The 11961-nt window shown below is 46.9% G+C and carries 17 protein-coding genes; 16 read left to right on the forward strand and 1 reads right to left on the reverse strand.

The genetic code is table 11. The features are described from left to right. Window positions 1–163: 163 nt before the first annotated feature. On the forward strand, window positions 164–319 hold the full coding sequence (locus EL268_RS32680; RefSeq protein ID WP_164724440.1) for a hypothetical protein: 156 nt from the start codon (window positions 164–166) through the stop codon (window positions 317–319). A gap of 12 nt (window positions 320–331) precedes the next feature. Here the strand turns inward: EL268_RS32680 and EL268_RS06595 are convergent, their stop codons facing one another. Further along, window positions 332–706, reverse strand: coding sequence for a helix-turn-helix domain-containing protein (locus EL268_RS06595; RefSeq protein WP_164724441.1), 375 nt, complete (start codon window positions 704–706; stop codon window positions 332–334). Window positions 707–926: 220 nt separating this feature from the next. On the opposite strand from EL268_RS06595, the gene EL268_RS06600 reads away from it, so the two are divergent. The 15 genes from EL268_RS06600 (at window position 927) to EL268_RS06675 (ending at window position 11944) form a co-directional block, all read left to right on the forward strand. Further along, window positions 927–1178 carry a helix-turn-helix transcriptional regulator gene (locus EL268_RS06600; RefSeq protein WP_106653939.1) on the forward strand — a complete coding sequence of 84 codons (252 nt, stop codon included), beginning with the start codon at window positions 927–929 and terminating at the stop codon, window positions 1176–1178. A 276-nt stretch (window positions 1179–1454) separates the two neighbouring features. Continuing rightward, the gene (locus tag EL268_RS06610) at window positions 1455–1778 is read left to right on the forward strand and encodes a helix-turn-helix domain-containing protein (RefSeq protein WP_164724442.1); all 324 of its coding nucleotides are present in this window, start codon (window positions 1455–1457) and stop codon (window positions 1776–1778) included. Between the two features lie 40 nt (window positions 1779–1818). Beyond that, on the forward strand, window positions 1819–2049 hold the full coding sequence (locus EL268_RS06615) for a hypothetical protein (protein ID WP_106653942.1): 231 nt from the start codon (window positions 1819–1821) through the stop codon (window positions 2047–2049). Next, on the forward strand, window positions 2046–2336 hold the full coding sequence (locus EL268_RS06620) for a DNA-entry nuclease (RefSeq protein WP_106653943.1): 291 nt from the start codon (window positions 2046–2048) through the stop codon (window positions 2334–2336). The genes EL268_RS06615 and EL268_RS06620 overlap by 4 nt, the downstream gene beginning before the upstream one ends. A 20-nt stretch (window positions 2337–2356) precedes the next feature. Further along, window positions 2357–2584, forward strand: coding sequence for an AbrB/MazE/SpoVT family DNA-binding domain-containing protein (locus EL268_RS06625; protein WP_106653944.1), 228 nt, complete (start codon window positions 2357–2359; stop codon window positions 2582–2584). Next, a complete protein-coding gene (gene yyaC / locus EL268_RS06630) occupies window positions 2575–3096 on the forward strand; it encodes a spore protease YyaC (protein WP_126435379.1) in 522 nt (173 codons plus the stop codon). Before EL268_RS06625 ends, yyaC begins: the two co-directional genes overlap by 10 nt. A 179-nt stretch (window positions 3097–3275) precedes the next feature. Next, the gene (locus tag EL268_RS06635) at window positions 3276–3632 is read left to right on the forward strand and encodes a replication terminator protein (protein WP_106656596.1); all 357 of its coding nucleotides are present in this window, start codon (window positions 3276–3278) and stop codon (window positions 3630–3632) included. A 15-nt stretch (window positions 3633–3647) separates the two neighbouring features. Continuing rightward, window positions 3648–4358, forward strand: a complete 711-nt coding sequence (locus EL268_RS06640) for a hypothetical protein (protein WP_106656597.1) — start codon at window positions 3648–3650, stop codon at window positions 4356–4358. A gap of 95 nt (window positions 4359–4453) precedes the next feature. Then, window positions 4454–4642, forward strand: coding sequence for a hypothetical protein (locus tag EL268_RS06645; RefSeq protein WP_106656598.1), 189 nt, complete (start codon window positions 4454–4456; stop codon window positions 4640–4642). Then, window positions 4639–5949 carry an AAA family ATPase gene (locus EL268_RS06650; protein WP_106656599.1) on the forward strand — a complete coding sequence of 437 codons (1311 nt, stop codon included), beginning with the start codon at window positions 4639–4641 and terminating at the stop codon, window positions 5947–5949. Before EL268_RS06645 ends, EL268_RS06650 begins: the two co-directional genes overlap by 4 nt. Next, window positions 5949–7091: an ATP-binding protein gene (locus EL268_RS06655; protein ID WP_106656600.1), complete on the forward strand. Its 1143-nt coding sequence runs from the start codon at window positions 5949–5951 to the stop codon at window positions 7089–7091. Before EL268_RS06650 ends, EL268_RS06655 begins: the two co-directional genes overlap by 1 nt. A gap of 18 nt (window positions 7092–7109) precedes the next feature. After that, a complete protein-coding gene (locus EL268_RS06660; RefSeq protein ID WP_115984558.1) occupies window positions 7110–7694 on the forward strand; it encodes a hypothetical protein in 585 nt (194 codons plus the stop codon). 230 nt (window positions 7695–7924) lie between these two features. Further along, a complete protein-coding gene (locus tag EL268_RS06665; RefSeq protein WP_106657716.1) occupies window positions 7925–9505 on the forward strand; it encodes a DEAD/DEAH box helicase in 1581 nt (526 codons plus the stop codon). Between the two features lie 16 nt (window positions 9506–9521). Then, window positions 9522–9911 (forward strand): DUF3797 domain-containing protein, encoded by a 390-nt coding sequence (locus tag EL268_RS33830; RefSeq protein WP_106657715.1) that lies wholly within the window; start codon window positions 9522–9524, stop codon window positions 9909–9911. A gap of 116 nt (window positions 9912–10027) precedes the next feature. Beyond that, window positions 10028–11944, forward strand: coding sequence for a DNA cytosine methyltransferase (locus EL268_RS06675; RefSeq protein WP_126435382.1), 1917 nt, complete (start codon window positions 10028–10030; stop codon window positions 11942–11944). Window positions 11945–11961: the final 17 nt, after the last annotated feature.

An 11961-nucleotide genomic window follows, 5' to 3' on the forward strand; every position in this document is an offset into this window, starting at 1 on the left:
GTTGTTGCACTTTACAGAAAAAAGAATTTGATTGGTATAAAATAACGGTAGGCATATAAGCCTGTCGTTCTTTTTTTGTTATAGGGCTGGAAACAGTTGCAAAATGTACAAGATACTCATACAATAAATAAGAACTTACGTTCGATTCAAGGGGGAGAAGTGCGTGATCACTGTTAAGTCAACAAAATGGACTCCAGAACTGGTAGGAAAGTTACATAATCTTTTGAAAGAGGACCATAGTGAAGCTCTCCAAAATATTGAAGACATCGTTTCGAAAGAAATTCCAAATAAAAGAAAGAACGACCAGTCTCTCCGTTGAGATTGGTCGTTCTTATTTCAGGGCATTCAATATTCCGATTACACGATCCAGGCTTTCGTCATTGTCCTCCATTGCCATCAGGATACGAACAGCCTCTTTCTTCTTTTCGCTTACATCTGGGTCATTGAGAATTTTTTCGAAGGCATTTGCTACTTCTACCTGTCCGGCCAACTTCAATAGATTTTCTAGTGGATAGTCATAAGCAGCTGCAAGCTTTTGAAGAGTTTCGGCAGTTGGGTTTACTGGTTGTTTTGTGCTCCGATTCTTATTTAGCTCTAAATCACGGATGTATGTAAAGTTTAATCCAGTCATCTCAGCAACTTCTCTCAAAGAGAGTCTTTTCTCTTTTCTCAAGGCTTCAAGGGTTCTACCAAGTTCGTTTTGCATTGGATATTTACACCTCATCTTTGTAGTGTAGACACTACAAATTGTAGTATATACACGACAAAATAGGAAGAGATCATTTGTTCTTTTACGGAGAAATATAAAAAAACTATTGACGTTTTGTGTTGTTCACCATACAATCTGACGTATAAACACCACAACATGTCGAGTTCAATCTACATAATGTTGCATCTAAGCAACGCCCCAGGGGGTGAATGTCTCAATGAAAAATACCATTAAGTCTCTACGTAGTCTTCCAGAATATAATCTTTCCCAAGCGAAACTGGCAGAGGAGCTTGGCACATCAAGAGATCGGATCAGTGCGATAGAGAATGGCGCGGTTCCCAGTGGAAAACTGATGTTAAGAATCTGCACCTACTTCAATCGCGATATACGAGAAATTTTTTTTGATGATGGTGTTGTATGCACCACACAAAAACGTAAAAAAAAACAACAAAAAAGGCGAGTTAAGTAGGAAAAATGAGGTTCAGTATGACGAGCGGGGGAGGATGATCTATCATCCTGAATTCCATCCAAACCAAGGCAAGAGATTCACGGATGAAGAGACAGCCTATCTTTGCAAATTCTACGAAACAGATACTCTCAAATCTTTGTCACTTGCCCTAGGCCGCTTAGAAAAGTCACTGGAGTACAGGATTGCGTATCTCAAAAAGAAGGCGCTGTTCGATTACTACAGGGACAGATGGGATCGTCAAATGAATGCTTAATTTGCTGGGAGGTGAAAAGAGAAATGGCAGATCAAAAAAGCGTCGATTTTTTGGAAGCGTTGGTTGATCAAATCGCACAGGATGAACGACTAATTGAGAAACTCATTCCTAGACTTTTGGAAAGGCTTGGTGGTAATTCTCAAAAGCCCGATCAGTGGTTAACGGTAAATGATGCTGCGGAGTATCTGGGAGTATCCATGTACACAATCTACACCATGGTCAGAGAAGGCTCGTTAAAGGCTTCACGTTTGGGCCAACTTAACTCAAGAAAACCCACTATCAGATTCAAGAAAAGTGCTTTAGATGAATGGTTGGACAATGGAGGGGTACGAGAACAGAATTCGTAATCCTCGGAATTTTGAATGGAATATGGGGGAGTGAAAGGCTGTGAAGTACGACTTTGATTCTGCGATTACGCGAATAGCAAAGCTGTGGAGCATCTACCGTTCCTTGCGACATCAGCCAGCTGACGGCACATGGGACTGGTGGATCGTGAATGAAGTAAACGAGCTGGAAAAGGAAATGGCCACTGCTCGTAACAGTGACCAATTCAACACTCAAACAAATTTGAATAGTCCTATCCTACCACAGTTTCTTGGAGGTGGACAAGCACTATGACACGAGCTGCTACAGCCGTCGTCATCGAAGACGGAATTGCTTATGATTCATACGGCCGAATGCAATACCACCCGGAATTTCACTTTAATCATAAAGCACCATTTGAAGAAGATGAGCTGGAATACCTCTGCAAGTTCTATGAAACAGATGCAACAAGATCACTTTCCTTTGCATTAGGAAGAACGGAACACACGATTAGAACCACGGTTAATCAACTGAGAAAAAACGGAATGTACCAGGTGTATATAGATCGTTGGAATGCACGCTATGATCTTGAATCTAACTGAAAATACAGGGGGATAAGGACATGAAATCAACAGGAATTGTAAGAAAGATCGATCATTTAGGACGAGTTGTTTTGCCAAAGGAGCTTCGCAACACTCTTGATCTTCCGGAAGGTACTCCAATGGAAGTCTTCGTGAACAATAACCAAATCATTCTCCAGAAGTATGTCCCTGGTTGCGCTTTGTGTGGGAGTGTTGAAAACGTTCATCCTCATAAGAGTGGAAAGTTGGTGTGCAAAGGATGCCTATAAAACGACAGTTAAAGCTCGCAACAAAAATTAAGCGACTTATCCCCAAAGGGAAAAAAGTTTTGTTCGTGTGCGTTGGTACAGATAGATCAACAGGTGATTCTCTTGGTCCGCTGGTTGGTACTGCATTGAAAAAACTCAAATTTGACGTGTTGGGAACACTGGACGAGCCTGTGCATGCAATGAATATTGCCGAAACACTTACTCAAATCGAGAAGAACTATCCGAACCATTTTGTTATTGCAGTAGATGCAAGCCTTGGGGATTTCAAAAATGTGGGCGATATTGAAGTAGCCTGCGGTGCCCTGAAACCAGGTGAAGGTGTAGGGAAGGAGCTACCAACTGTCGGTGACGCACACATATACGGAATCGTTAATGTCGGAGGATTCATGGAATATTTTGTCCTTCAAAACACGCGGCTTTCATTCGTAATGAAAATGGCCTCTCAAATAGCAGATGCTTGCCATAAGGCAATAAGAGGAAAGGGACGTGGACGTGTGAGGAAAGGAACATAAATTGAGCCAACGCGGGCTTCGGCCCTGCGTGCAGCTGATAGGAATTTGTCGGTTGCACGGAGGTTCGAACCTCCAAGTAATACATAGCGGGGCCATCGGGATCAGTCAGAGGAGCTGTACGGCTGGCAGAGAGGTTGGGCTGCTGGCGGCCTCGCAAAAAAGAGAAAGGAGGAGAAAGAATGTTCAAATTGGACGATTTTGCGAATGGTGCTCTCACAGAAAAATTCAACATGGAGGCGCAAAGGGTTTTGGAAAACATTGCTGATCCGAATACAGACCCAAAGAAAGCGCGAACCATCACCATGACAATCACGCTCAAAGCAGATGATAACCGTGAACTGGCTATGGTTGATATCAACACGAAAGCTTCACTTGCTCCATCAAAAGGCGTACAAACCAAAATCATCATGGGACGTGACAGACAGGGGAAGGTTGAGGCTGCCGAATTGAAATCAGGGGCAGTTGGTCAAACGTACATCACGGAAGAAGGCGATGTTGCAGACGACAAGGGTAACAAAGTTGTGCAATTCAAATAATCGGGAGGGATATTTGTGTTAAAAGAAGCCTTGCAATATTTGATTGGTCTTGGTAATACAGAAGTTTTTACTACTCGAACAGGTCAAGAGTTCGCTTCTCAACCAATTCACTTGATAAAGAATCCAACACCAGAAGCATTAGTTGTTCGGAATCTGTCAGGACTTGTTGATTATTTGATTCACAACTTTGATGACCAGCCTCCAGTCCTTGTCCATGTAGCTAGTCCAACAATGGTCGATGTTTTCAGTTCTTACAACCAGGATTTCAACAGAAATCATTTGATTCAGGCAAAAGCACTCCTTCCTAGGATAACTTTCGGACAATTTATGGATGCGGAATCTTTCAATATTCTTTTGCAAAGTTGCTTTGTTCCTAATGATGCTCGGGCCATCGTGCTAAAAGTAATTGGCAACTTAAAGGAAGAGACGGTATCCAATGTCGGGGATGACGGAGTTTCACAACAGGTGACAGCAAAGACGGGCGTAGCAACGGTCGAAAATATCGTTGTTCCTAATCCAGTTTCTTTGAAGCCGTTCCGGACATTTGTAGAAATCGAGCAGCCCGAAAGCGAATTCGTTTTCCGCATGAAGTCTGGGCCATCCGCTGCTCTGTTTGAAGCAGATGGGGGAGCATGGGAACTGACTGCGATTGCCAGAATCAAGGAGTATCTGCAAGGTGCGCTTGAGGAAGAAATCAACAGTGGGAAAGTTACTATTATCGCTTAGTTATCCAAACAGAAAAGGACTCCGCTGCAACGGAGTCCTAAGTACAACTATGGTTGGCTTCATGCTACCACAGATGACGCCAGGAGGGAAGAACATTGCTTTGTATGAAGGGCGATGAAGTCAAGATGAAGTCCGGCGAAATAGGCATCGTAACCGATACATGGGGGATTGCCCGGGATTGGTGCAAAGTGAAGGCAAATGACGGGCAAATCATTATTACCATGACAGAAAATATTGAATCAATCCTCAAACATAACCGAGAGAAATCGAGGAGGAAGCCATGATAAAAATTAGCAAGCTCGAAATCGAAAACGTCAAGCGTGTCAAGGCAGTCAAAATCGAGCCGACAAGCTCGGAATTGACGGTGGTTGGTGGGAAGAACGGTCAAGGTAAGACGAGCGTGTTGGATTCCATTGCTTGGGCATTGGGCGGTAATAAGTATCGCCCTTCCCAGCCCGACCGTGAAGGGTCGGTTGTTCCTCCATATCTCCATCTCGTCCTGTCCAATGGTCTGATCGTTGAGCGTAAAGGTAAAAACTCCGACTTAAAAGTCATCGATCCGAACGGCCAGAAAGGCGGTCAGCAGCTGCTTGATAGTTTTGTCGAAGAGCTGGCAATCGATTTACCGAAATTCATGAATTCCACGAGCAAGGAAAAGGCAAATATCCTGCTCCGCATTATCGGTGTTGGTGACAAGCTTCATGAGCTGGAAACCAAGGAAAAGGAAATTTACAACCAGCGCCATACCATCGGTCAGATTGCTGATCAGAAAGCCAAATTTGCCAAGGAACAACCGTATTTTCCAGACGCACCGAAAGAACCGATTTCTGCGTCCGAGCTGATCCGCCAGCAACAAGAAATTCTTGCCCGAAACGGCGAGAATCAGCGCAAGCGGCAACAATTGAATTACTTAGAAACAGAGCGCGAGGCAAAGGGAAAAGAAATTGCGCGATTGGAAACAGAATTGCTAAAGCTCAAGGAAGAGTATATGAAAATAGGCGAAGATTTGGCGATTGCCCGAAAAGACGCGCTTGACCTACGCGACGAATCGACCGCGGAATTGGAAGCCAATATTCAGCAAATCGACGAGATCAACCGCAAGGTCAGAGCTAACCTGGACAAGGACAAGGCCGAAACGGATGCAAACGACTACCGCGTACAATACGAGGCATTGACAGGCAATATCACAGCGATCCGTCAGCAAAAGACAGACTTGTTGACGAATGCGAATTTGCCGCTGCCTGGGCTGTCCGTTGAGGATGGAGAGCTGACCTATAACGGGCAGAAGTGGGACAACATGAGCGGCGCTGAGCAATTGAGGGTAGCCACCGCGATTGTACGCAGGCTCAAGCCAAATTGCGGATTTATCTTGTTGGACAAGCTTGAGCAAATGGATCTGGAGACTTTGAACGAATTCGGTCGTTGGCTGGAGCAGGAAGGGCTGCAGGCAATTGCAACACGCGTCAGCACTGGCGATGAGTGCTCGATCATCATCGAAGACGGGTACGTTGCAGGGCAGGAAGGCGTTCAGTTGCAACAGCAGCCAGGAGCGATCGATCCGGCCCCAACATGGAAAGCAGGTGAATTTTAATGCAAGTCATCAGTGGAAAGGTAGAAAAGGCCAAGAAGGTGGTAATTTATGGGCCGGAGGGTATCGGGAAATCCTCACTGGCGGCCATGTTCCCAAAGCCCATCTTCATTGATACAGAAGGATCGACGACGGAACTTGATGTTAACCGTCTGCCCAAGCCGTCAAGCTGGGAGATGATCAACCAACAAGTTAGATGGGTTATGACACAAATTGGGAGATATGAAACGCTCATAATCGATACGGTCGATTGGGCCGAAATGCTGTGCGTGGAATGCATTTGTGCCAAGCATCAGAAGAATGGCGTTGAGGACTTCGGCTATGGCAAAGGTTACATCTACGTAGCGGAGGAATTAGGTCGCTTTTTGAACCTTCTCAGCGACGTAATCGAAGCCGGTATTCATGTCGTGCTGACTGCTCACTCACAGATCATCAAGTTTGAGCAGCCGGACGAGATGGGAGCTTATGACCGTTACCAGCTCAAGCTTGGACCAAAAACTGGTTCGAGAACGGCAGCACTCGTCAAGGAATGGGCTGATATGGTCCTGTTCATTAATTACAAAACGTTCTCTGTTGCTACGGACAAGGAGGGCAAGAAGAACAAGGGGCAAGGCGGAGCACGCACGGTCTATGCCACGCATCATCCAGCGTGGGATGCGAAAAACCGTCACGGGCTACCGGACGAATTCCCACTGGACTACTCCTATATTGCCCACATCTTCAATGGTTCCACAAAAGTTACAACAAGTACACCACCTCAACCAGTACAGCGTAGTGCCAAGGAAATAGAGTATGACCTTGTAAATGGTTTACGGAACGCTATTTTAGATGAACAGAAACAGCAGCAAGCTTGGGGCCAGATGACCGGGGAGCAGCAGATGGCACAGGAGCAACAACCTTCTGCCGAGGATGCATTGAAACCGCACATCCCTAGTAATATTCCACCTTCATTGCGCGACCTGATGGTTCAACATCAGGTGTCAGAAAACGAGATTCAGATCGTGGTGAGCAAAAGAGGATACTATCCGATGGATACACCGATTGCGAATTATGATCTTGGTTTTGTTGAAGGCGTTCTTGTGGGTGCGTGGCAGCAAGTACTCCAAATGATTCAAGATACCAGAAATGATTTGCCATTTAATTAACAGCGGGAGGAATTACACATGACCCAAATGGATAGAGAACTTGGATGGGATGACGAGATTCAGAAGGACGGCGGGGAATTTATTGTCCTGCCTGACGGTGATTACAACTTTACAGTTACGAAATTTGAGCGCGGTCGGTTCGGGGGCAGCGAGAAAATGCCGCCATGCAATCAGGCGAAACTGGAACTAAAGATCCATTCTCCCGAACATGGTGACGTTGTTGTATTCCATAATTTGTTCTTGCATACGAAAACCGAAGGGTTGTTGTCCAATTTCTTTGCCGGTATCGGCCAAAAGAAGAAGGGCGAAAAGCTACGTATGAACTGGAACGCGGTTGTAGGCTCTAAAGGCCGACTGAAATTGGAGATCAATCGATTCAAAAATAGCAAAGGCGAGGAGCGGACTAATAACCAGGTAAAGTCCTTTTATCCATATGAGGAGGTATTCGGACAGCAGCAACAACAGCCAACGCAACCGCAATACCAGCAACAAAATCAGTATCAACAGCAACAACAATATCAGCAACAACAACAGCAGTATCAAGCACCGTTTCCGACAGGCGGACAGCAGCAAGGTGGCGGATTTACTCCTGGCCAGTTTTAGGAGGGGCGTATGTCTGAAACAGTATTGATTCAAGACGAACGCTTTACTTGCATTGGTAAGCCTGCATATGGGCTTTTCAAAAAGTGGCGGGATTTACCAGGGTGCGGACTAAAGTGGGAACATGACACGCCAGATGGGAAATGCCCGGTATGCCGTGGGAACTTAATTCCGACGTCGATGGTTGGGCCGCAGCACCGTATTTCTGGCGGGAACGTGGAGGTAATGAAACGATGAATTTACGACCTTACCAACAGGAGGCGCGGGATTCCATTCAATCTGAATGGGAAAACGGCGTGAAAAGAACGCTTTTGGTCCTTCCGACTGGTTGCGGCAAGACAATCGTGTTTTCGAAGGTCATCGAAGATCGGGTAAGGCTGGGCGAGCGCGTGCTCGTCCTGGCCCACCGAGGCGAGCTGCTAGATCAGGCAGCTGACAAGCTTGAAAAATCTACTGGTCTGAAATGTGCTAGGGAACAAGCCGAGGAAACGTCAGTCGGAAGTTGGTTCCGTGTTGTGGTTGGCAGCGTGCAAACAATGATGCGTGAAAAGCGCCTGGAAAAGTTTGATCGTCAATTCTTCGACTCGATCATCATTGACGAAGCACATCATTGCTTATCAGAGAGCTATCAACGTGTTCTGAAATATTTCGATTCAGCAAATGTCTTAGGCGTGACTGCTACACCGGACCGTGGAGACATGCGCAATCTCGGAAGCTATTTCCAGAGCTTGGCCTATGAATACACGCTGCCGAAGGCTATCAAGGGTGGGTATCTCAGCCCGATCAAGGCTATGACTATCCCTTTACAACTGGACTTAACAGCAGTTGGTCAGCAGGCTGGTGACTTCAAATCAAGCGACTTGGGAACAGCCCTGGACCCGTATCTGGAATCGATAGCGGCGGAAATGTGGCGAGTGGCGCAGGACAGAAAAATTGTGGTATTCCTTCCGTTGGTGAAAACAAGTCAAAAATTTGCCAATATTTTGAATTCGTTTGGATTCAAGGCTGCAGAGGTAAACGGCGATTCACAAGATCGAGCGCAAATTTTGGAAGACTTTGATCGGGACAAATATAACGTCCTATGCAACTCCATGCTGCTAACAGAGGGCTGGGACTGCCCAAGCGTTGATTGTGTCGTTGTCTTGCGGCCAACAAAAGTTCGCAGCTTATACAGCCAGATGGTCGGGCGCGGTACCCGACTACATCCTGGAAAAACTGATTTATTGTTGTTGGATTTCCTGTGGCATACCGAGCGGCACGAGCTCTGCCATCCAGCGCATTTAATTGCTGAGAATGAGGAAATCGCCAAGGCCATGACCAAACAGATTGAGGAAGCCGGAATTGCGCTCGATCTGGAAGATGTCGAAAAGCAAGCTGTGGAAGATGTGATTGCGCAGCGTGAGGAAGCTCTCGCCAAGCAACTTGAAGAAATGAAGAAACGGAAGCGCAAACTGGTCGATCCATTGCAATTTGAAATGAGTATCCAAGCGGAGGATCTAGCTAGTTATGTTCCATCGTTTGGCTGGGAAATGGCACCGCCGAGTGATCAGCAAATCAAGACGCTGGAGAAGTTGGGCATTTTGCCAGATGACATCCATAACGCCGGTAAAGCTACGAAGCTGCTGGAGCGCTTGGACAAACGGCGTGAGGAAGGGTTGACCACGCCGAAGCAAATCCGGTTCCTGGAGCAACGAGGATTCGAGCATGTTGGCACTTGGTCATTCGACAATGCAAAGCGTCTGATCGATCGTATCGCAGCTAATGGATGGCGTTTGCCGGACGGCATAAATCCCAAAGAGTACCGTGGGGAGTAGACAAGAGGAGGATAATATGAACGCTCTTAAATCTGTTCAATTGATGCGCAAGTATGCAAATTGTAAGGAATGCGGTAACGACAAAGTTGGTAATGGTGAAGGGACTTTGCTCATTGAAGACGATATTTTCAAACGCAGTTGCAAATGCGGATGGAGTATTGAAGTGGATGAAAATGATAAGCCTTTGCTAAATCTGACCATAGCAGCCTGGGCGACTATTGGGCCAAGAAAGATTTACGAGATTCATGATAAAGATGATAGATTCTTCGGTTATGTCAGTGTTAATGAATTGCAGAAAATGGGCTACGTAAAGCGTATCGATCATTGCAAAAAGGCGGAGGAGTTTTTCAATACTCCTGATGGATTGGACTGGGTTAAGAAAAATAGATTTTTCAATGTGCAATAAACGCTATGAATTATAGGGTTCAGTTCTACAAAGGCATACGGCTAGAGCTAGCCGGGTACACCGAAGCAATACCCGGAATAAAAAGGCGTTCGATTCAGTGATGGGGGAGTAATAGGATGCAGGAAATTGCAGTTGATAATTTCGCGGGTGGCGGCGGGGCAAGTGTGGGCATGGAACTTGCGTTCGGACGCTCTGTAGATATAGCAATCAATCATGATCCAGCAGCCATTGCCATGCATCTGGCAAACCACCCTGAGACAGAACATTACTGCGAGTCAGTTTGGGACGTTGACCCACGTGAAGTTACACGGGGGCGCCCTGTGGGGCTTTGTTGGTTGAGTCCAGACTGTAAGCATTTCAGTAAAGCAAAGGGCGGTAAGCCGAAAGAGAAAGGAATCCGAGGTTTGGCATGGGTGGCCCTACGTTGGGCGGCAACGGTAAGACCCCGGGTAATCATGCTGGAGAACGTTGAAGAGTTTAAGACGTGGGGGCCGTTGTTAAAAGACGGTATGCCAGACCCGAAAAACAAAGGCCGCGAGTTCAATGCTTTCATCAATGCGCTAAAACGTCAAGGATACCAGGTTGACCACAGAGAGTTGCGGGCATGCGACTACGGCGCGCCAACGATTAGGAAACGCTTCTTTCTGATTGCTCGGTGCGATGGACGCCCGATTGTATGGCCGGAACCGACTCACGGAGATCCAGAGAGTGCAGAAGTCAAATCTGGAAAGCTACTGCCCTGGCGGACCGCAGCGGAGATCATTGATTGGTCGTTGCCATGCCCGTCCATTTTTGAACGGAAGAAGCCTCTGGCAGAGAATACGTTGCGTCGGATCGCACGAGGAATCCAGCGTTTTGTGATCGATAATCCGAATCCCTTTATCGTAAAGGTCAATCATCAAGGAGAGCAATTCCGTGGGCAACAGATCAGCGAGCCGATGCAGACCATAACAGCAAAAAATGGGTGGGGTATTGTCACTCCTTACATTGCTCGGATCGGGCAGACCGGATTTGGCGGTGATCGATTGCAGTATGAAGTGGAAGAACCTCTAACGACAATCATAACAAAAGCTGAACATCTACTCGTGACGCCAGTATTGGGGGTCAATACATCAGGGCACCCAGGAAGTTCGGTAGATGAACCTCTCAGAACAGTCACCACGGGCGGTCACCATATGCTAATTAGTCCAGCACTCATCCAGATGGGCTACGGAGAAAGGGAGGGACAGCAGCCGCGCGTTCTTGATCTTGAAAAGCCAATCGGAACAGTTACAGCAGGTGGTAACAAATTCGGACTTGCGACCGCTGAATTAATCGCTGTTCCCCATATTACCAAGTTCCGGACTGGAGCTACTGGCCATGATGTCAACGAGCCATTACACACTGTAACTTCTGGTGCGGGAAGTAAACGTCCTGCTGGAGCAGCTCACGCAATGGGAATGGTAACAGCTTTTCTATCACGCCAATTCGGACAATCAGTTGGACATGCCGCAGATGCTCCAGCAGCTACGATAACAGCAGGAGGAGGCGGTAAGTCCGCGCTTGTAACAAGCCATTTGGTCAAGATGCGCGGGACCAATACCGGACAGAGGGTTGATGTTCCTTTGCAGACGGTGACAGCCGGCGGCAATCACTTCGGGGAGGTCAGAGCGTTTTTGATGGCCTACTACGGCAGCAGTGTCGGGCAGAAGACAGATGAACCACTTGGAACAGTAACGACTCGGGATCGATTTGGACTGGTGACCATTCATGGGCAAGACTATCAGATTGTCGACATCGGTATGCGGATGCTGGAGCCACATGAGTTGTTTGCCGCCCAAGGCTTTCCTGACACATACATCATCGATCGGGACGCAGACGGTAAATCATACCCAAAAAGTGCCCAGGTAGCGCGCTGCGGCAATTCAGTACCGCCCCCTTTCGCAGAAGCATTGGTCCGAGCGAATCTACCGGAGATGTGTACTGGATCAGGAAATTCCTTGGCGTTCGAGAGATACAAACAGCAAGAAGGGCAGCTGCAATTGTCTATGTGAGACGACAGAAAGGGTTG

The organism is Brevibacillus brevis, from assembly GCF_900637055.1.
In the GTDB taxonomy this organism is placed as follows: domain Bacteria; phylum Bacillota; class Bacilli; order Brevibacillales; family Brevibacillaceae; genus Brevibacillus; species Brevibacillus brevis.